Below are 20,258 nucleotides of genomic sequence, written 5' to 3' on the forward strand. Positions count from 1 at the left end.
TAATCCCGAAAATAAGAGACAATATTGAGTAAAAATGCCGATTTTTCCCTGTAATTCCGGGAATCTCTGCCAGGAGATAGAGCGAATGCAGCCTAGGGGCGTTCGGTTTCTATACCTTACTCGGTATAAGCAGCAGCGTCATCCTTCTGAGGCGGTATTTTTCGCTCCCCGGTTTTTGCAGCCCGGATTTTTCCGCCCCCTGCACTCCAGGGAACCATTGCACCAGGTGGGGCGCGCCACCACGCCCCCTGAAGCAGGGGTTTGCCCGGTGTGGGCCGACGCTGAAATTGCCCTCGTTGCCGGAGGGCGGGGCTTTACAACCGATCGGGGTTTAGTTGCTGAGGATTGAAGTGGGCAATCTTGGCGATTCGTTTTGCAGCGAGAGGATAAGACAGTCTGTCTTTGGGCAAACTTACCGTGCGTTCCGGGGGAACCCAATGCAATTGTTGCCGCAAATCCGGTTGCGGTGGGTTGGGTTTGGAATTGTTGGCAGCTTGGGGCAAACTGAAAGATGCAGTGCAGTTTGCCAAGAGCAGACAAAGGGTAAGGCTAAACAGCGCTCTGCATTTTTTCAGTTCTTGTTTTAACTCATCATTCATGGCTTAATATCCTCAACTGGTGCGATGAATTCAGAACCAATACCCCGGGGAGCCAGGGCGGGCGGTACGGGGATGAAGCCCCAGAGGATAGCCGATAACGGCGATCGCATTTCCGGTTTCGTTTTCCCCCGTCGTTGTATAACATTCTATCCTAAATTTTCTCTTTCATCCTCTTTCTCGAGTCGCAATTTGTCGGCACAGGAATCTGTAACAGAAGAAGGAGGGGCACCGGGGTTTGTGCCCTTGGCTTCCCCTCCCCGGAACCCACTGGGCACCGCCGGGAATTTTTGTGTTAGCCTCGTTTAAGGCAACAGTTGCTTTTGCCCCTCGCCAAAGGAGAAGGTTCGATGAGAAAAAACTGGATGCTTGGTTTTTTGGGATTTCTGGGACTCCAAGGCATTCCCGGCGTGCTGAACGGAGATTGGATGCAAGCTCTCTGGCTGGTTTGGTTTGTGTGGTTTACCTATTTTATTCCGCCTAAAAAAAACCACAACCATTAGCAGCACAACTCCCCAACCTTTCCAGGGTGCATCTATTTCTCTGCTCGGGCATTGACTCGCGTTTAAATTGTATTAGATTTTTGTCACGTTGCCCGATCGCCCCTCCCACTCTTTTTCCCAAACCCCGCCATCGAGAAAGGCGGCGCTTCCTCGCGCGGGTAGGTTGACTCGGCGATCGCTTTTTTCCAGACCCTCCCATCTCAGGAAAAAGATAAACTCCCGTACAATGCCGGCGATCGCTTGTCAACATCGGCAGGGGGGAAATTCTACCAATTCAATCGGGAAAATGTCCGAACCGCGAGGCGCGATCGCCCCTCAGCCCTGGCACAATCCATTCCCGGCATCACCCACCCGACGAAAGCCACAAACGGTAGGGTTTCAGGCGAAAAGGAAGCGCCATCATTTTCCACAGCTACCCATTACCGGAAAATCGGAGATCCAAAGCCCCACGGATCCAACACCGACATTTTGCCCATGCCCGATTCTATTGTACCCGAAATCCAGCCCCTTGCGCCCAGAAGCAATCCCGGAGCGATCGCCTTCCAGACTTGCCCGCCAAGCTATCCCGAACCGATTGAGCGCCCCCACCCGCATTTCCCAAGCCATTTAAAATAGAACAGAGAACCTGGGGAGGGATGGCGGACCCTTGCGCCAACAGTCCCCGAGTTTCCCGAATCAGGGGTGGTAACGAGTGAATTTATTTGTAGCCGTAGAAAGGATCGAAATATGAAAATCAGCAATTTGCTTCCATCCACCCGAACCTCCCACCGGGGGGCAATATCTCGGGGTCTCGCCCGCCGACCCCGCTTGTTGGCTATCTTCGCCCTGGTGGCGATCGCCACGTTTGGCTGTGGCTCCCCCTCGGTAGACTCTCCCCCCGCCCAGCAACAGCCCCTTTCCACCCCCCCGGTGGAAGACGATCGCGGCACTTCCACCCCGCAAACCTCCGAGGACACCGCCTACACTTCCGTATTGCCCAACACTAACGAACAAGGAGACTTTATCGGCAAATCCAACCACCTGTACTGGGAAGTGGTGGATCCGGACCCCCAGGGATTAAACTGTCGCATGGGCAATTCCCCCCTGAGCCAAATTTGGGATCCGCGAACCGGGGCGCTGGAAATCGGCAGTTTCCCGGTGAAAGGCACCTTGCAACAAAACCAAACCTTTGAAGCTAAACTCACTCCCGGCGGCTTTGTCATCACCTTCGATTCCAACAACAATCCTTGGATTTTTGTGGAAAGCTCTGCGGGAGAAAACAGCGTCAGCAATTGCTTCGTGAGAGCGAACGAACAATATGTAAAACCCGTTTCCCCCGCCGCTAGCTAACCGCAAGTGAGACCGCTCGTTTCCCCACCGCACCTGGGAACGAGCGCCCCCGCAACCGCGCCACCTAACTCGGATCTACAATCGACCCCATAAACAATATCGTCCCAGTTTGATTGTCCCGAATCGCACAGAAAAACGGGCGATCGGCCACAAAGGAAAACGGCGGATCCACCGGCGCACTGGTGGCCACCACCCCCACAGAAGTCACCGCCGCCGCCTCGGTTCCTTCTTCATTCACTTCCACAAAGGTCTTATGTTTCACTTCAGAAATATGGGCATTTTCCATGAGCGTCATCTGCGAAAAATCCGCCATTCCGGGGTCGAACGCTACCTCCATTCCCATCTGTTTCAATACCTCATTTAAGCTGGTTTCATATTCCAACTGAAACCGAGGTAATTTCACCGTCCCCGGTCGAAACTGAAACCGACTCATCCAATCCTCCCATTGTTCTTGGCTCAAATTTTGATAAAAATTGGCCAAGTTACTCTCGGTGTTGGGCAAGAAAACGTACAGGCTCAATCGCCCATCGCCATAAGGAATACTCACCCCCTGCATCTGGTCGGTTTCCAAATAGCGATATTCCCCGGTTTGCGACATCAGCGGATGCGGTTTTGTACTGCCATCGAGTAAGGTAAATGGCTGTTCTTCCGTTGCTTCTGGCGCAAAGGGTTCGGACCAACTGCCTTTAAAATAAATGGCATTAATCAAATACAGAATCGCTTGCGGGGGGATTTCATCCAAAATCGCATTGATTTTATCGTTCGTCTGCTGCTGCACCCAAGCGTTAATTTCATCCACCGCCTGCGGTTCGCTGAAATCAAGTTGCGTCAATTTCGCGTCATAGGATTCGTTGATTCGCTGCAGGAAAGCGGGCAGGAAAGAAGCTTCTTTGTTCAACCAGAGAGAATTGGCAAGGGTGAGCTTGACTTCTTCATCGGCATTTTCCAAAGCAGCTTTCAGGGCGGCGTTGCTTTGGTTCAGTTCTTCTACAGAAATGCCCTGCACTGCCAACACTTGCGCGATCGCATCTTGGGTTTCCCCATAAGCCCCATTATAGGTCATGGAGAGCGCCGTGGTAATGCTCGCCGGGGAAATGAAAATATTCTGTTGTTCCTGGCGATCGCTCAGTTGGGAAAACAGCTTAAAGGCAAATTCGGTATATGCCTCGGTCACGCGATCGCTCATCTCTGCTGAATTACTAGCCACGTCGGATGGTTGAATCATTTTTTCTGAATTGGTAGCCGGATTCTGCCCTAAATTATTATTACAAGACATCAAGCTGACTAAACCTACCGATATCGCGCTAGTCAACAGATGCTTTGCCAAAACCACAAAAATTTTTCTCGTCATAACTGTTAATGGTACAAGACTACCAATACACTCCACAATTAGCTTCGTTAGTTAGTCGGGGACTAAAGTCCCCTCCTTATAGCTTAAGTCGGTTAAAAACCGACTCATAGCAAATCCCCCAGAAATCCGCTTTTAGTTAGTCGGGGACTAAAGTCCCCTCCTTATAGCTTAAGTCGGTTAAAAACCGACTCATAGCAAATCCCCCAGTCTCGGTTTGAAATTAGCCCGCGTAGGAGCAGCTTTGTCCGCATTTAGCCCTACCCTTCTAGGTTGCGGGTATTTTTAATCCGAAATCCGCTTTTAGTCGTCTTTAGACGACTTCAGCTATCAGCCAGGGACTTTAGTCCCTCGCGACTTCATTCCGCCAAAAATCGCCAATTCAAACAGCTTGAAAAAGCAATCCACATTCACAAAGCCGATAGTTCTGAGCCACTCGCACTGGGTCTCCATCGGTGCTAAAATATTAGCAGCTTTATCCGGGCGGTGATAGTATTCCTGAGCCAGTTCTTCCCGGGACTTTTGGCTGCCTTTGCTTTGATGAAACCGATAAATAGAATCGAGAAAAAACTCGTCATGCAGGTTTTCAATCCATTGGTTGGGAGAAGAAACATGCTCCAAATTCAGAAAAATTCCTCCCGGCGTCAGGAGTTCGTAAATTTTACCATAAATTACCCGTTTTATCTCATCCGATTGGTGATGAATCGCGAAACCAGAGACGATCGCATCAAACGGCCCTTGCGGGGCAATTGCTTCCGCCCAGTGGGGTTGAGCAAAATCGGCTATGATAAACTCTACATTCGGATGCTGGGGGCTGAGTTTGGATTTTGCCGCCTCAATCATCGGTTCGGAAAAATCGAGAAACACGCCCTTTGCTTGGGGATATTCCGCTAACAGCGATCGGCCTAAAATTCCATCGCCACAGCCTAAATCAAGAAAATTTCGCACCGGAGATGATGCCAAACCAACAATTTTTAGCATCACCTGAATTTGCTCGTCAGCCAAGGGAACGGCCCCGCGAACTCCTTCTAAAAACCTAGTGGAAAGGTCTTGTTTTTTCCAAACTTTATCCGTTGTTGTCATGGTTTTTTTTCGCTTAATGTAATGACCGTTACTTCCGGCGGGCAAGAGAATCGTCCGGGGAAATAAGTACCCAATCCGCGACTCACGTAAAGTTGGTTATTGCCCACGGTATGAAACCCTTGATGCCAGTGCCAATTATCCACGATTCGGTAACAATTGGACATATAGGGAATCCAAGGACGCAACCATTGCGGAATGCGGCGGCGAATGCCTTTTAAGCGCGCCGGAAGCGGACCGATTTGGGGTAAAATAATCTGCCCGCCGTGGGTGTGACCGGACATTTGCAAATCCACGCGCCATTGCCGCAAATATGCTGCGGTATCCGGATTGTGGGATAATACAATACGCGGGATATTGGGATCGATAGGCATCAGCACTGGGGCGGCTTTAAATTCGCCAGATTGGATTTCTGCCATGCCCACCAGGGCCAAACCCGAACCGAAAGGATAGGCTACTTCGTTCCACAAAACGCGAATCTCGGCGCGATTTAAAGCGGCGATAATTTCTGATTTGGAATGGGGACGTTTCAGGTCGTGGTTGCCTAAAATAGCATAAATCCCGGCGCGATTTTGCAGGTGCTTGAGACGCAGGGATAGTTGATGAATGGGGTCGGGATTGGTGGTTACGTAGTCGCCGGTGAGAACCACTAAATCGGGGTCGGCTTCGTTGCTAGCGGCGATCGCTTCTTCGAGCAGTTGTTCGGACAGTCCCCATCCTTCATAATGAAAATCAGTTAACTGCACGATTTTCGTGCCCGATAAGTGGGGTGGCAAATCGGCGATCGCCACCGTCACTCGTTCCACGCGCAACTCGCCAGTGAATACCCTATGCATACTTTTTTTCTATCGCTAACCCAGGGCAAATTCCAGCATAGCAAATTAAGCGCAGGTTGTCGGGGTCAGCACCAGGATTTTAGCTGCCGATTCTGCCTTATTTTTTCTGGAAATAAAATCACCAAACCGGCGATCGCCTCCCTTGCATTCCCCGATTTTGCCCCGAACCCCACCCCGAAGGGTGAGGAGAAGCTTTTGCGCGCCCCCTACGCCGGCACTTTCATTCCGCGCTGTACCGCTTCCCGTTGCTGCACCATTTCCATCCAGCGCTTCAGGTGCGGGTGGTCATCCAGACTCATTTTCATAAACTTGTAAGCGGCGATCCAGGGAAAAGTTGCCACATCGGCGATCGTATAGTCTTTCCCGCAGATGTATTCATTTTCCGCTAGTTGGTCATTTAATACCCCATACAATCGGATAGTTTCTTTTTCATACCGCTCGATCGCCGGGGGAATTTTTTCATCCGCAAACAGTTTAAAATAATCCAGCTGACCGAACATCGGGCCGACACTCGCCATCTGAAACATCAACCACTCGATTACTCGAAACCGCTCTTTCGGTTCTAGAGGCAGCAATTTGGCCGTTTTTTCCGCCAAATACATCAGAATTGCCCCGGATTCAAACACGGTAATGTCGGTTTCGCGATCGATAATTGCTGGGATCTTGCTATTCGGATTGATTTTTTTGTATTCCGGCGTATGTTGCTCCCCCTTGGTAATGTCGATTTTGTGGACATTATAAGGCAAACCGAGTTCTTCCAACATGATAGACGCCTTGCGTCCGTTGGGCGTGGTAAAGGTGTAAAGCTCAATCATGGTTTGAGACTCCAGACTACGCGGTTAGTTTAACTCGCCTGCGGGTCAAATGGCTTGTGTAACCGGGGTAATTTATGTCTCTAGATAGAGTCATCCTCGGGTTTTTGTAATCAAGGAGGGGCGGGTTCAATGAAAAACTCGCCCCTCCCACCCTCAGAAGATGTTGGCTATTAGTTTATTCCCTCACTAACTGAGCAAAGCGCTTTAAAATGCTCAGAACTGCATACAGGTCGTTCTCTCGTTCCAGATAGAATCGATAAGACTGACTGTATTTTGCACCCTCTTGTTGAGCCAGTTTTAAAAACTGAAATTCACTCCCATTCGTGACAAATCCCAACGCTGGTTGTTCCGAATTGGGATTGCCCAGCATATAGGCGAGGGCTTGCGGAATACCTGCTTCTAGGGAATATTGTGCTTTTTTTGCCTCGATCGCCAAAATCCAAATTTGAGGGGTAAAAACCAGCAGATCCAGCCTTCCCGAGACCAAGGTTCCATTATCCTGAGACACGATTCTGACTTCTTTCTCTCCCGTGAGGTAAAACGGCGGACGATAAAACCCCGCCAGTCGCAGCAAGGGGGAAAGCACAACCAGTTTGACAATCGGTTCGAGAATCGGGTATTTGGACAAGTGCAAATATTCGGCTTTGAGTTCGTCTAAAGACTGCTTTTCGGCATCGGTAAGTTCTGGGAGATCCGTTTGCCACTCTAAGAAAAAGTCGGAATCGTCACTGCGTTCGAGACCAAATTTTTGCTCTAAGTCGAGCAGGTTAATATTTTGGGCTTGAATCGTTTCTATCATTGTTGTATTCTCCATTTATTAGTCAATTATAACATTGTATTTTTCCGCAGTAAAGGAAAATTGGGGTAATAATTTAAAGTTCAATTTCATTGATTTAGGTTGATAATAGATGAATCGGAAACCCCCTCACCCATTTAATCGTTCCCGAAACCTTTCCTGATTTTCTATTGGCAGGCGATCGCCCTTTAAGTCGAGTGCCGATCGCCGCTTTTTTCAAAAGCATATCAACCGGATTTCATCGGAGGGGCAACCCTGAAGGCGGGTGGTGGGATGCCGTGGGAAATAACCAGGCGCGGAGTGCTGGCAATCGGGGAAGTTAATGTTTTTAGAGGCATGATAGAATTTGTGGGAACAAACCTGTTGCCGGCCCTGCAGGTTTTTGGATAAACCGAGGACTGGGTGGGTGCCCTGGTGGCAGTGGGGGAGGATTTGAATGCATGGGGCAATGGGGCGAATTATGCTAAAAATGGCGACGACAATTTCGATGGGGGCGATGGTGTTCAATCAATCGGGCATTTCCAGGGGAAACGCGGGGGTGGATGCACCGCTTCTGTGCTGGGGGGGATAATAATTGGATTGTAGCGCCAATGGAGGGGCGATCGCCGACAATCTCGCCGCAAATGTGGTGTAACTCCCACGGGGTTTTACCCCTCACCCAGATGCAAGAGAAGCCAATTAGATCTAAGATAAATTGAGAGCAGGGGATTGATCGAGAGAACCGCTCGATTTTCAGATTAAGAAAATCTGTAAAATCGCGATCGGGGGGTGACTTTCGGCTTTAATCATAAATAGCCGAGGCTCATTTCCTGAGTTTTGCCCGTACCCCCTTTCGTTCCCGAGAACCCGCACACTGTCTGGAGGCAGAGATGACCAATTTACATTTACTCAATGAAGTCGTTCAAGAGCTAGAGCAAGACCGAAACCTGACGCGGATCAAAAAGCTGATGATTTGTGTTTGTCAGGGGACTTGGGAAAACAATGCCGAGAAAATTCAAGCGTTGAATTTGCGCGATTTAGTGTTGGAAGTTTGCGAAACGACCGTCACTTCTCAAAATCTAAAATCAGTCTTAAATGGGATTGTTTCTAAAATTAATAAACCGCAACAATATGCCATAATTGCCAACAAAATTTTTCAAAATGTGAGCAAACTCTATCCCGAATTTCAAGAAGAAGCCACCGAACCGGATCGGACGAATAACTATTATGACGCCAAAACCTTAGTGGTTTCTCCCTCAGAAGAAAACAGCAATCCCACCACGGATTTTCAAACCGAAGTGGGTGGGTTGTCCCAAAAACCGATTCCCCTCGACCAAATCTTTGACCTGCGGCTCAAAGTGATGCAGCATACCAGTCCCCTGCGCGCCAAACTGGTTATATTTTCCGCCATCGATCGCCTGTTTGATTTTAACAGCGATGAAGACTGGGGTCAGATCAAAAAAATTTCCCTGGACGAACTCTTACAAAACCTCTGTTCGGTGTGCAAAACTGCAGAAGATTTAGAATCTTTGCTTTATCATACCGCCAAACAACTTCCAGAACCCGACGAACAGATTCAAGCGGCGAGTGTGGTCATTCAACATATGAGTGCTTTCTATCGGGAACCAGAACAGGAAACGGAAGTGGGAGAACCGCCCAATGGAGCGGTGCCAAACCGAGGAGAAATAGCAGATAAAATGTATGCCGATCGCCCTCCCGAAACTGTAGAAAATTGGAAGTTAGAGGCGTTAGACAACTCTGGGGATATTGGCACCGACGAGACGGAAGTGGGAGACTCACTAGATGAAGATAACAGCGAGATATTTGCTGAAGTATCGGGAAGCGCGCCGCCGGTTTCGGAAAGGAAAAACAGCGATCGCGCCTCGGGCAAATTTTCCTTAAGCGCCCTGAGTTTGCACGATCCGCTCAAACAAAAACAGGAACTCGAAGAAATTGTCAGCGATCGGGTCAGAGGGCGAGTCAGGGAAGTGGTGAGCTTTATCGAAACGCAACTAAACCAATTAGAAATCGATTTAGACGAGGAACTCAACGGGCAAGAAATAGAGGAGATGCTCTCCCTCAAATACGACGCCTTGGGGGATTTTGTGATTCAACTGAAAGACACCAGCTCTCAATTTCTCGAACTGCTGAGTCGCTTGGAAGAAGCAGAACGAAATCGCCTGATTCATGGCGAAAAAGACTAGCACTGCGAATCCCATTTGCTGATAAAATAAAAATGCCTAAAGCGCGCGATCGCCCCTCGCTCAACCTCCGGAGAACTCGCCCAAGCACTCCCCGCGAGTCTGCGCCAGGGGAATCGCCGCCCACCACTATCTCGAACCACCGTGCAATCAACAGGGAGATCGAATGAATACCGAAGAACTGCTGCAGCGATATACAGACGGAGAAACCGACTTTAACGGAGCCAACCTCTGGGGGGCAGATTTGCGGGGAGCGGATTTAATCGGAGCAAAACTGCGCGGCGCGGACCTGCATGGCGCAGATTTGATTCTCGCCTATCTAAGTCGGGTGAACTTAAGTGCGGCGTATCTCGTGAGTACCAAACTCAGTGGAGCCAACCTGAATCAAGCCAACCTGAGTGGGGCAAATCTCAGCGATGCAGACCTTCATGGTGCCACGTTACAAGGGGCGGACCTGCGCCGCGCTAACATTACCTTGGCTAACTTGCAAGATGCAAATCTGAGCAATGCGGACTTGCGGAGTACCAACATGAGTGGCGCGTCTTTGCGCGGCGCTTGTCTGCGGGGAGCCAACCTGCGCCAGGAACGGCGGATATACAGTCCCGCCAACCTGCGCGGGGCGGACCTGCGCGGGGCGGACCTGCGCGGGGTGAACCTCAGCGGTGCGGATCTGACCCGGGCGAATTTAACCGGGGCGAATCTCACAGAAACCAACCTGCGCGGCGCGACTCTCTCCCAAGCGAAAATGAGTGAGGCGATTCTCGATCGCGCCTTTCTCAGCGAAGCGAATTTAAACCAAGTAGACCTGCGCGATGCGCGGATGATCAATGCCAAACTCGAACGCGCCCAAGTAACCGAAGCGGACCTCAGTGGCGTGAAGCTGACCCTGGCGATCGCCGCCGATGCGAAACTGGGCAAAACCAACCTCCAGGGCGCGGATCTCAGTAAAGCTACCTTCAACCGCGCCGATTTCAGTCGCGCTAACCTCTCCTCAACTTTGCTGATCGAGACGGAATTATGCGATGTTTACCTAGCCCGCACCAATCTGATGAATGCGGATTTAACCGGCGCGAACTTGATGCGATCGGAAATGAGCAGCGCGAATCTCGCCGGGGCGATATTTAAAGACACCACGATGCCCAATGGCGACATCCAAAACTAACATTATACCCGACGAGGGGGAACAATCGAACGCCGGAGGATACATACCCATGTCTGATTATGACGTTATCGCGATTGGAAGCGGAATTGGCGGATTAGTGACGGCGGCTCTGCTGGCGCGCTATGGCAAACGAACCCTGGTGTGCGAAAGCCACGCGATCGCGGGCGGTGCGGCCCATAGCTTTTCTCGCCAAGGCTTTCACTTCGACTCGGGACCTTCGTTTTATTGCGGATTGGCCGATCCGCACAGCCTCAATCCAGTGCGCCAAGTGCTAGACCTGCTGGGGGAATCCTTGGCCACTGTGCCTTACGACCCCCTGGGCCACTATCACTTCCCCGATTATACTCTGCCAATTTACGGCAACAGCGATCGCTACCGCGCCGCGATCGCCCAAATTACCCCCACTGGAGCCGAGGAACTCAAACGCTTTGAAAAGCGCCTGTTGTCTCTCTACAGCGGTCTCAAAGATATACCCATCTTAGCCCTGCGATCGGATTGGCAAATGCTCCCGACCCTGCTAAAATACTGGCCGTCGGTGCTGAAATTAATCCCTCACATCGGCGACGTTCGGGCATCGGTGGGTCAACTGATGGACCGCGAGATAAAAGACCCCTTCGTGCGCCGCTCCATCGACCTGGAATGCTTTCTGCTCTCCGGGTTGAAAGCTCACGAGACCATCGCCCCAGAAGTGGCCTTTATGTTTGGCGAACGCGATCGCACTTCCATCGACTACCCCATCGGCGGGAGTGGCGCGATCGTCGATGCCTTGGTGCGCGGATTGCAGCGCTGGGGCGGCGAATTGCAACTGGGTTGCCATATCGATCGCATTGTGGTAGAATCCGGTGCGGTGAAAGGGGTACTCTTGCGAACCGGCAAAGTCATTACCGCCCCCGTGGTCATTTCTAACGCTACCATGTGGGATACTTACGCCCATCTCCTCAAACCGGGGGATTTACCGGAATCCTATCGCCGCCAAGCCCTCGCCACCCCGGCAATTGATAGCTTTATGCACCTGCACCTGGGCATCAAATCCGCCGGATTGGACGGGTTAACCGGACATCACGTGGTGGTTCACGATTTGAAAACCGACCTCACAGAACCGGGCAATACTTGCATGATTTCCATTCCCTCCGTGTGGGACCCCAATCTCGCACCCCCCGGACATCACGTGGTTCATGCTTATACACTAGAACCCTACAGCTCTTGGCAGCGGGATGCTACCTATAAAGCCCGCAAGCGATCGCGGGCACAATCTTTACTGCGCGCCTTAGAGCGCGTGATTCCCGATATCCGCGATCGCATTACCCTCGAACTGATCGGCACTCCCCTGACTCACGCTCACTACCTCCGCCGCTACCAAGGAACCTACGGACCCGCGATCGCAGCCGGAAAAGATACATTCCCCACCATTCATACCCCCATTTCCGGACTCTACCGCGTCGGCGACAGCACCATGCCCGGAATCGGCGTCCCCGCCGTCGCCGCCTCCGGTATCCTCTGCGCGAACACCCTCGTAGACCCGGCACAAACGGCCCAACTCCTCAAACAGCTTCAACCCAGGAGAAAACATAAACGATAAACTAACACCAAAAAAGGGCAAAGGAAGAAGGGAAAAAGCACTTTCCTTCCCCCTTCTTTCCTTCACCCCTTTTCCGCTATTCTTATCCGCCCGCCGCAAATGCGCCCATCACCAGCGCCGATAGCAAAATACCGGGGGACAGCAACAGAACCAAGACCAAAAGCTCATGTCCGGTCATGTCATTTCTCCTCAAAACGAGATGTACAGTTCTATTATGCCGCTATTTTCCCTCCTGCAACCCCCCAACCGCAATTTTATCCCTTCCAAACCCGAACCTGTGGGCGAGGACAATCAAAGCGGGGGATTGAAATCGCGCCTGTGTAGGCGAACTCCGCCGACGCGGACTGATTTTTTTTACATCTATTCCCACCAACCTGATATAATATCATATCCGGGCGATGGCTCATCAAAGCGGGCGATTGAAATTGCGCCTTAGCTTTCCGTAGTTCGCCGACGCGGACTCATTTTTTTACTGCTATTCCTCCGGACTCGATCTAAGTCAATCCCACTTTACATGCGATCGACCATGAACTTGGACCTTTTATTTACCCTGGCTAATCTGTACGTTTTGCCATTTTGGGCGCTGATGATTTTGCTGCCCAACTGGGGCGTTACCCGAAAAGTGATGGACTCTTACCTCATTTTTGTCCCCTTGGCATTGCTCTATATCTATTTATTTGCCGGAGAAATTAACTCCGAAACTGCCCAAGCACTTTCCAATCCAAAATTAGCCGATATTGCCCGCTTTTTTGCCGAAGAAGGTGCGGCGGCGACGGGTTGGGTTCACTTTCTCGTCATGGATTTATTTGTCGGGCGCTGGATTTATTGGCAAGGACAGCAGACCAAAGTCTGGACGATTCACTCTTTGGCATTCTGTTTGTTCGCCGGTCCAATGGGATTATTATCTCATATTATCACCGCTGGAATCGCGAAAAAATTCTTCCCCGGTACGGAAGAAACCCCTACCTCCGCTTCTCCCTCTACCGCAGAAGGATAATCGAAGTCGGCACTTTTTGCTGGTAAATTAATCAGACAAAGGGGAAAATAATCCGGTTTTATCCCTTTCGTTTTTCCCGCGCCCCCTCGTTCCCAGCTTCAGCCTGGGAACGCTTCTCCCGAGGCTGTGTTTCCTTCTAATTAAGGCAGGCAAAATAATTTCAAACCTTGCTGAATTGGGAGAATAAATATTAATAAACCTGCTTGAAAAGCGCCCGAGTAGGTCGGTGTGTGAGGCCCCCGGAATTGCAATGTGGGATGTTGCCACTCATGGGGTACGGGGTCTCACGCACCCTACGTTGGCAGAATTTCCCATATGGTTGTTTTAAAACAAGTGGGCGGTTCGATCGCGCGGATTGAATTCAAAGCGACGCTGGTAATCGGTGACGCCATATAAATTAAAGGTAATAGTAGGTTCTTCGCCCATTGCTTCGATGCAGTGAATGGCATCTGGGAGGAAACTGATAATTTCCCCGGGGAGGAAAATCCGATCGCCTACGGATTCGATGCGATCGGGAAACTCCGGGGTAGGCGATCGCTTCCACAATGTATTCTTTTCCTCACCACTGACCACCGCCACGACTCCCCAAGTGCCGTGATTGTGAATCGGCGACACCTTTCCGGGCAACCACGCCACCATCTGCACCGTCAGGGGAAAATCCGGTTCGTCGTAGAGAATCACCACAGACCAGCCGGTTTGCGGATCCGGAGCGCGATATTCCCCTTGCAACCAATCGGAACTGACCAACAACCGCCGCACTAAGGGCCGAATCGCCGCCAGACGCGCTTCATCCTCCGGGCGATCGCGCAGAATATCCTCTACATCCGTGAGAAATCGGTATAGGCGATAAGGTGACGCCGGAAATTCATCGTCTCGCGGGGCGTCGCAGGGAAGACATTCCCCCACCTGCGTCACCAACCAATCAGAAGTGTCCATAAAATTTCTCCCTCGAATTGTCACACTCTCATTCTAATTTTACCCATTCCAAATTTTAATCCGATCCCCACTCCATTCTCAGCAAAAACTCAGACAACTGCCCTAATTTAGCAAATAGGATACGCCAGATTGCGCGAGTCAAACTCTTCTGGAGAGGCTAGGCAATCTTCATCATAATCGTAAATTGTGGAGGAGACAACTGATGCGAATTAATTATTTAAGTACCCTAGCGGCAGCTTCTGTGTTAAGTTTAGGATTTGTGGTGGGATGCGCCAATCCTTGTGCCGCGCAGACGAAAGACCAGACCACCGAAACTCAGGGCAATCCCTGCGCCTCTAAATCCGACAGCAATCCCTGCGCTTCTAAGACAGATGCCAATCCCTGCGCCTCTAAATCCAACGCCAATCCTTGCGCGGGACAGTAACCCCCAATCGCGAGACGGACTTATCCCGGTTCAGTGGTTTGAAAAGCCAGCCGTGGGGTGTAAAATAAGCGCGACTGGGTAAGTCCTGCTTTGGCTGGATTTCCCAAAACTGCAATCAATACGGATGTGGGAAACACCAAGCGATCGCGATTATGGCTATTCAATTAGGCAGAGAAATTTGTGGAGATTTAGCCGCCGCACAACAGCGCGAGTGGTTAGTGACCAATGGCACCGGCAGTTATGCCTCCGGCACCATTTCTGGAATGCTAACCCGGCGATATCATGGATTATTAATTGCAGCACTAAAGCCCCCATTAGGACACACTTTACTGCTGACCAAATTAGACGAAACTGCCGGATATAACCAACAGGTTTATCCTTTATTTTGCAATCGATGGGCCGATGGAACCGTAGACCCGGTAGGCAACATTTATCTCGAACGCTTTCATTTAGAAGGGTCGATTCCGGTGTGGCATTATGCCTTTGGCGATGCGTTATTAGAAAAGCGAATTTGGATGCAGCAAGGCGAGAACACTAGCTATATTCAGTATCGACTGCGGCGAGGGAGTTTACCCGTGACCCTGACGATAAAAGGATTTGTGAATTATCGCGATCGCCATTATTCCAGTCGCGCCAGCGATCGGCAAATGGACATCGCCGCGATCGCCAATGGGGTGCGCGTGAGTGCCTTTCCCGATGCAGTACCCTTTTACCTATTGGCAACCGGCGCTCACGTTACCCCGGACCATACCTGGCATTACGGGTTCGATCTGCCCGCCGAAGCCGATCGCGGTCTCGATCGCCTGCAAGATAGCCTCCATGCTGTCACCTTTCAGGCACAATTACACCCGGGCGATTCCCTGGCAATTGTCGCCAGTACCGAAAGCAATCCCAACTTAGAGGGAAAAAAAGCCTTCGCCTACCGTCTCCACTATGAGGAAAAGCTGCTCAAACGGGCGAAAAAGGGCAAAGGATTAAAAGGCAAGCAGAAAAAACAGTATCGCTTATCGCACAAAAGCCCCGACTGGGTAAAGCAACTGGTCCTCGCCGCCGATCGCTTCATCGTCGATCGCCCCCTACCCGATCGCCCCGGTGGCAAAAGCATCATCGCCGGCTATCATTGGTTTAGCGACTGGGGACGCGATACCGCGATCGCCCTTCCGGGGTTAACCTTATGTACCGGGCGTCCAAAAGTGGCGCGGGCGATTTTGCAAACCTTCGCCCGCTATGTGGATAAAGGCATGTTACCCAATCGCTTCCCCGATGAAGGCGAAACCCCCGATTACAATAGCGTCGATGCGACCCTGTGGTATTTTGAGGCGATTCGCGCCTATTATGACGCCACCGGGGATAAACAACTGCTTGCCGAATTATGGCCGGTTTTAGCCGATATCGTCCGCTGGCACCTGGAGGGAACGCGATATAACATTCATTGCGATGCGGAGGATGGGTTAATTTACGCCGGCGAACCCGGGGTGCAGCTCACCTGGATGGATGCCAAAGTCGGCGACTGGGTTGTTACCCCCCGTCAAGGCAAACCGGTGGAAATCAATGCCTTGTGGTATAACGCTTTACAGACAATGGCACAAGTTGGTGCTATACTGAAAAAACCGCACCAAGAGTATATTCAGCTTGCCAATCGCGCGATCGCTGGCTTTAGTCGGTTCTGGAACGAACAAGCCGGCTACTGCTACGACGCGATCGATACCCCAAACGGCAACGATTCCGCCTTGCGACCCAATCAAATCTTTGCCGTGTCTTTACACTACAGCCCTTTACCGCCCATCCAACAGCGCGCCGTCGTCGATGCCTGCGGGCGATCGCTCCTCACCTCCTACGGCTTGCGAAGTCTCAGCCCCGACGACCCGGCCTACATCGGGCACTACGGCGGCACCCCCCAGCAGCGCGATGGAGCCTACCATCAAGGTACCGTCTGGAGTTGGCTCATCGGCCCTTATATCGCCGCCCACCTACGCCTCTACGGCGACAAAACCGTAGCGCAAACATTGCTACAGCCCCTCGCCGACCATCTCGCCGATGCAGGCGTCGGTCATCTGAGCGAAATCTTTGCCGGGGATCCGCCCTTTCCACCCAAAGGCGCGATCGCCCAAGCCTGGACCGTCGCCGAAATGCTGCGAATCGCCGCCCTATTAAACATTAAGCATTAATCTCTCCCCCCCCCCATTTCTCCCGCAAAACCCCTCTCCCACTTCCTATTGCAAACGAGGTAAAACATGACACCCGATCGCATCCAACAAAACGGAAACAGCCAAGTGAACAAAACTCTCAAAATTATCGCTGGCATTGCCTTGGTTGCTGGCTTAATTCTCGGCATCAAATATCTTGGCATTCAAGACTATTTAAAAACCGCCTTGCAATGGATTCAAGATATTGGTCCGACCGGGGTAGCCATCTTTATGTTAATCTACATCCTGGCTACCGTATTATTTATTCCCGGTTCGATTCTGACCCTGGGAGCCGGCGTTCTTTTCGGCATACTTGGCGGCTCTGTTTATGTGTTTTTCTCCGCCACCATCGGCGCTACCTGTGCCTTTTTAGTCGGGCGCTATCTAGCCCGCAGTTGGGTAGAAAAACAAATCCAAGGCAACCCCAAATTTAAAGCCATTGATGATGCAGTCGCCCGCGAAGGATTAAAAATCGTCATGTTAACCCGGCTTTCTCCCATCTTTCCGTTCAACCTATTAAACTATGCCTTTGGCATCACCCAAGTCTCTCTGAAAGATTACGTTATCGGCTCGATTGGCATGATTCCGGGAACCATTATGTACGTTTATATCGGGTCCTTAGCCGGCAATTTAGCTGCACTGGGAACCGGCGCGCAAGCCAGCGCCCCCGCCCCCGCCCAGTGGGCAATTCGCATCATCGGTTTTATCGCCACCGTCGCCGTGACAATCTACGTCACCCGCATCGCCAAACAAGCCTTAAACGAGGAAATTTCAGAAGAGTAAATCCCCTCTCCTCTCTCGTTCCCAGCACATGCTGGGAACGCCCTCCCCGAGGCTTCGCCTCCTTTTAATTGGATGAATAATATTCAGACTTAATGAAGACAAACAAAAATGTAAAGTTTACTCTCGCAAATATTTTCAAGCCTCAAATAAAGATTATTTAATTTTCTATCTCAATTTATCAATTCAGGAGAAAAATAATGACCACCACTAACGAAACTCTGACCCTTTCCCCCTGGGATAGTCACAATCAAGAATTAATCGGCCACGTTCATCCCCCTGATTGGGTCAATCCCGACCCGCAGTCGGTTTATAATTTAGTCGTTATCGGTGCCGGAACCGCTGGATTAGTGACCGCTGCAGGAGCAGCAGGTTTGGGGGCAAAAGTCGCCTTAGTGGAAAAACATTTAATGGGCGGAGATTGTCTGAATGTCGGCTGCGTTCCTTCTAAAGCAATCATTGGTTCTGCGCGAATTGTCGGGGATATTCAAAATGCAGGACGCTTTGGCATTCGCATCCCCGAAGGCACGGAAATTGATTTTGCCGCCGTGATGGAAAGAATGCGGGAAATTCGCGCCGGAATTAGCCACCATGACTCGGCAAAACGGTTTCAGAAATTAGGCGTAGATGTGTTTTTAGGAGCAGGGCAATTTTCCGGTGAAGACACGATCGCCGTAGGCGGAAAAACCCTCAAGTTTAAAAAAGCCATCATCGCCACTGGTGCGCGCGCGGCAAAACTCAACATTGAAGGATTAGAAGAAGCCGGCTACCTCACCAACGAAACGGTGTTTTCTCTCACTGAAAGACCCAGCCGTCTCGCCGTGATTGGCGGCGGACCGATTGGCTGCGAATTGGCGCAAGCATTTCGCCGTTTGGGTTCGGAAGTCATCTTGCTGCACAAACATAGTCACATCCTCGATCGCGAAGATAGCGATGCAGCGCAAATCGTGCAAAATACCTTGATTCGCGAAGGGATTCAGCTTATCTTAAATGTCAATCGTCAGCGGGTGGAAAAAACCGATGCGGGCAAGGTATTGTATTATGAAACGAATGGAAAACTACGCTCGTGTCCTGTGGATGAGATTTTGGTGGGAGTGGGCAGAAAGCCGAATGTAGAAGGCTTGAATTTAGAACAAGTCGGGGTGAAATACGACCCGAAAAAAGGAATTGAAATTAACGATTATTTGCAAACGTCTAATCCGCGAATTTATGCCGTGGGGGATGTGTGCATGAAGTGGAAATTCACCCATGCAGCCGATGCGGCGGCGCGAATTGCGATTAAAAATTCTCTGTTTTCCGTGGCGGGTTTGGGACGCGGTAAACTCAGCGATTTGGTGATGCCTTGGTGTACTTATACCGATCCAGAAGTGGCCCATGTGGGATTGTACGAAAAAGAGGCGCAAGACAAGGGGATGGATGTGGATACGTTTTTGATTCCGATGAGTTCTGTCGATCGCGCGATCGCGGATGGGGAAACCGAGGGTTTTGCGAAAATTCACGTAAAAAAAGGAACCGACAAGATTTTAGGGGCGACGATTGTGGCGCGTCATGCGGGGGATATGATTAGCGAAGTCACCTTGGCGATCGCGAATAATATCGGTTTAGGGGCGATCGCCAGCGTGATTCATCCCTATCCCACCCAAGCGGAAGCGATTAAAAAAGCTGCCGATGCCTACAATCGCACCCGCCTCACCCCCTTCGTGAAAAACTTATTCCAGAAATGGCTCCAGTGGCAGCGATAAAATTATCTGGGGGACGTGCTGATTCGGCGTCGTCTGATATCATAGAAAAATTATCCCCATTTTCGCCAACTCTACCCCAGGGAAACCCCACCCCTTCAAACTTCCTCGGGGGTAAACCGCAAATGACACCCCAACGTCATCCCAGTGTCACCGCCGCGACATATCCCTACCCTACAGTATTTCTTAGCTAGGGGAAAAAGTGTCGCTGTTTTCCGCTCCTGCACACCTAGCGCCTCCCAGTGCCTGCTGGGAGGATTTTTTTTGCCAACCTCCCTGTGGGGCATGGGAGCCAAAAAAAATTAACCATAAAAATACAATTTATTTTACAATTCTTAAAAAAGCAGTTCGATCCCGCCGGAGGTTCATCCATGCCCGATATTGTTGATATTGCCGTTAGTAATGATTCGTTTAAAACCTTAGTCGCCGCCGTGCAAGCTGCCGATTTAGTGGACACCTTGAAAAGTCCCGGTCCGTTTACCGTGTTTGCACCCACTGACGACGCTTTTGCCAAACTGCCCCCCGGCACCATTCAAACCTTATTGCAAAATATTCCTCAACTGGCTCGGATTTTAACCTATCATGTAGTTTCGGGTAAGTTAATGAAATCCGATTTGGCTGAAGTTGATTCCGTTACCTCTGTGGAAGGTTCCCCCATCAGAATCGATTGTTCTGAGAATTTTGAAGTAAAAAATGCCACAGTTATTGCCCCAGATATTGAAGCAGATAACGGGGTAATTCACGTCATTGATAACGTCATTTTGATGGGGTAATTCACTCCCCTGCACCCCCTCTCTCCTCTCGTCTCCTCGTCCCCCTCCTCCCCCTCCCCCTGGTTCCCAGGCTCAGCCTGGGAACGCCCCAGTGGAGGCTCTGCCTCCTAATCCCCCATCCCCGGGAACAATCCTGGTCCCCCTGGTTCCCCCTGGTTCATCCTGGTTCCCAGGCTCAGCCTGGGAACGCCCCAGTGGA

At 50.9% G+C, this 20,258-nt stretch carries 21 protein-coding genes; 12 read left to right on the forward strand and 9 right to left on the reverse strand.

The genetic code is table 11. From position 1 onward, the window contains the following. Positions 1-314: 314 nt before the first annotated feature. Positions 315-599 carry a hypothetical protein gene (locus LKK83_RS07920; RefSeq protein ID WP_324630497.1) on the reverse strand — a complete coding sequence of 95 codons (285 nt, stop codon included), beginning with the start codon at positions 597-599 and terminating at the stop codon, positions 315-317. A 347-nt stretch (positions 600-946) separates the two neighbouring features. Between LKK83_RS07920 and LKK83_RS07925 the strand changes: the two genes are divergently transcribed. The 3 genes from LKK83_RS07925 to LKK83_RS07935 all read left to right on the forward strand — a co-directional run bounded on the left by LKK83_RS07925 (position 947) and on the right by LKK83_RS07935 (position 2,428). Then, complete coding sequence (locus LKK83_RS07925) at positions 947-1,099, forward strand: DUF3796 domain-containing protein (RefSeq protein WP_324630498.1); 153 nt, start codon at positions 947-949, stop codon at positions 1,097-1,099. 286 nt (positions 1,100-1,385) lie between these two features. Continuing rightward, on the forward strand, positions 1,386-1,709 hold the full coding sequence (locus tag LKK83_RS07930; RefSeq protein ID WP_324630499.1) for a hypothetical protein: 324 nt from the start codon (positions 1,386-1,388) through the stop codon (positions 1,707-1,709). Positions 1,710-1,825: 116 nt separating this feature from the next. Next, positions 1,826-2,428, forward strand: a complete 603-nt coding sequence (locus LKK83_RS07935; protein WP_324630500.1) for a hypothetical protein — start codon at positions 1,826-1,828, stop codon at positions 2,426-2,428. Between the two features lie 64 nt (positions 2,429-2,492). Here the strand turns inward: LKK83_RS07935 and LKK83_RS07940 are convergent, their stop codons facing one another. From LKK83_RS07940 to LKK83_RS07965, 6 genes are all read right to left on the reverse strand, one after another. Continuing rightward, positions 2,493-3,779, reverse strand: coding sequence for a serpin family protein (locus tag LKK83_RS07940; RefSeq protein ID WP_324630501.1), 1,287 nt, complete (start codon positions 3,777-3,779; stop codon positions 2,493-2,495). A 327-nt stretch (positions 3,780-4,106) separates the two neighbouring features. Beyond that, on the reverse strand, positions 4,107-4,859 hold the full coding sequence (locus LKK83_RS07945) for a class I SAM-dependent methyltransferase (RefSeq protein ID WP_324630502.1): 753 nt from the start codon (positions 4,857-4,859) through the stop codon (positions 4,107-4,109). Next, positions 4,856-5,692 carry a metallophosphoesterase gene (locus LKK83_RS07950; RefSeq protein ID WP_324630503.1) on the reverse strand — a complete coding sequence of 279 codons (837 nt, stop codon included), beginning with the start codon at positions 5,690-5,692 and terminating at the stop codon, positions 4,856-4,858. Before LKK83_RS07950 ends, LKK83_RS07945 begins: the two co-directional genes overlap by 4 nt. A gap of 206 nt (positions 5,693-5,898) precedes the next feature. After that, the gene (locus LKK83_RS07955; RefSeq protein WP_324630504.1) at positions 5,899-6,507 is read right to left on the reverse strand and encodes a glutathione S-transferase family protein; all 609 of its coding nucleotides are present in this window, start codon (positions 6,505-6,507) and stop codon (positions 5,899-5,901) included. 175 nt (positions 6,508-6,682) lie between these two features. Next, the gene (locus tag LKK83_RS07960) at positions 6,683-7,306 is read right to left on the reverse strand and encodes a type I restriction enzyme HsdR N-terminal domain-containing protein (RefSeq protein ID WP_324630505.1); all 624 of its coding nucleotides are present in this window, start codon (positions 7,304-7,306) and stop codon (positions 6,683-6,685) included. A gap of 500 nt (positions 7,307-7,806) precedes the next feature. After that, on the reverse strand, positions 7,807-7,944 hold the full coding sequence (locus LKK83_RS07965; RefSeq protein WP_324630507.1) for a hypothetical protein: 138 nt from the start codon (positions 7,942-7,944) through the stop codon (positions 7,807-7,809). A 228-nt stretch (positions 7,945-8,172) separates the two neighbouring features. Here LKK83_RS07965 and LKK83_RS07970 point away from each other — a divergent pair, with 228 nt between their 5' ends. From LKK83_RS07970 to LKK83_RS07985, 4 genes are all read left to right on the forward strand, one after another. Next, positions 8,173-9,486, forward strand: coding sequence for a hypothetical protein (locus LKK83_RS07970; protein WP_324630508.1), 1,314 nt, complete (start codon positions 8,173-8,175; stop codon positions 9,484-9,486). A gap of 163 nt (positions 9,487-9,649) precedes the next feature. After that, positions 9,650-10,645, forward strand: coding sequence for a pentapeptide repeat-containing protein (locus tag LKK83_RS07975; protein WP_324630509.1), 996 nt, complete (start codon positions 9,650-9,652; stop codon positions 10,643-10,645). A 49-nt stretch (positions 10,646-10,694) separates the two neighbouring features. Beyond that, entirely contained in the window at positions 10,695-12,224 is a 1,530-nt protein-coding gene (locus tag LKK83_RS07980) for a phytoene desaturase family protein (protein ID WP_324630511.1), read from the forward strand. Positions 12,225-12,750: 526 nt separating this feature from the next. Then, the gene (locus LKK83_RS07985; RefSeq protein WP_324630512.1) at positions 12,751-13,221 is read left to right on the forward strand and encodes an ABA4-like family protein; all 471 of its coding nucleotides are present in this window, start codon (positions 12,751-12,753) and stop codon (positions 13,219-13,221) included. Positions 13,222-13,545: 324 nt separating this feature from the next. Here the strand turns inward: LKK83_RS07985 and LKK83_RS07990 are convergent, their stop codons facing one another. After that, the gene (locus LKK83_RS07990; protein WP_324630514.1) at positions 13,546-14,157 is read right to left on the reverse strand and encodes a cupin; all 612 of its coding nucleotides are present in this window, start codon (positions 14,155-14,157) and stop codon (positions 13,546-13,548) included. Positions 14,158-14,359: 202 nt separating this feature from the next. Here LKK83_RS07990 and LKK83_RS07995 point away from each other — a divergent pair, with 202 nt between their 5' ends. Next, entirely contained in the window at positions 14,360-14,581 is a 222-nt protein-coding gene (locus LKK83_RS07995; RefSeq protein WP_324630515.1) for a hypothetical protein, read from the forward strand. A gap of 20 nt (positions 14,582-14,601) precedes the next feature. On the opposite strand, the gene LKK83_RS08000 is transcribed toward LKK83_RS07995, so the two are convergent. Continuing rightward, positions 14,602-14,745 (reverse strand): hypothetical protein, encoded by a 144-nt coding sequence (locus LKK83_RS08000; protein WP_324630516.1) that lies wholly within the window; start codon positions 14,743-14,745, stop codon positions 14,602-14,604. Between LKK83_RS08000 and LKK83_RS08005 the strand changes: the two genes are divergently transcribed. The 4 genes from LKK83_RS08005 (at position 14,734) to LKK83_RS08020 (ending at position 20,059) form a co-directional block, all read left to right on the forward strand. Further along, positions 14,734-16,749 carry an amylo-alpha-1,6-glucosidase gene (locus LKK83_RS08005; RefSeq protein WP_324630517.1) on the forward strand — a complete coding sequence of 672 codons (2,016 nt, stop codon included), beginning with the start codon at positions 14,734-14,736 and terminating at the stop codon, positions 16,747-16,749. The two genes, LKK83_RS08000 and LKK83_RS08005, sit on opposite strands and share 12 nt — an antisense overlap. A 66-nt stretch (positions 16,750-16,815) precedes the next feature. Continuing rightward, positions 16,816-17,550: a TVP38/TMEM64 family protein gene (locus tag LKK83_RS08010; protein WP_324630518.1), complete on the forward strand. Its 735-nt coding sequence runs from the start codon at positions 16,816-16,818 to the stop codon at positions 17,548-17,550. Between the two features lie 197 nt (positions 17,551-17,747). Continuing rightward, on the forward strand, positions 17,748-19,289 hold the full coding sequence (locus tag LKK83_RS08015) for a mercuric reductase (protein WP_324630519.1): 1,542 nt from the start codon (positions 17,748-17,750) through the stop codon (positions 19,287-19,289). Between the two features lie 368 nt (positions 19,290-19,657). Continuing rightward, the gene (locus LKK83_RS08020) at positions 19,658-20,059 is read left to right on the forward strand and encodes a fasciclin domain-containing protein (protein WP_324630520.1); all 402 of its coding nucleotides are present in this window, start codon (positions 19,658-19,660) and stop codon (positions 20,057-20,059) included. Positions 20,060-20,258: the final 199 nt, after the last annotated feature.

The sequence above is a fragment of the Phormidium sp. CCY1219 genome (assembly GCF_035615515.1).
Taxonomy (GTDB): Bacteria; Cyanobacteriota; Cyanobacteriia; order Cyanobacteriales; family Laspinemataceae; genus CCY1219.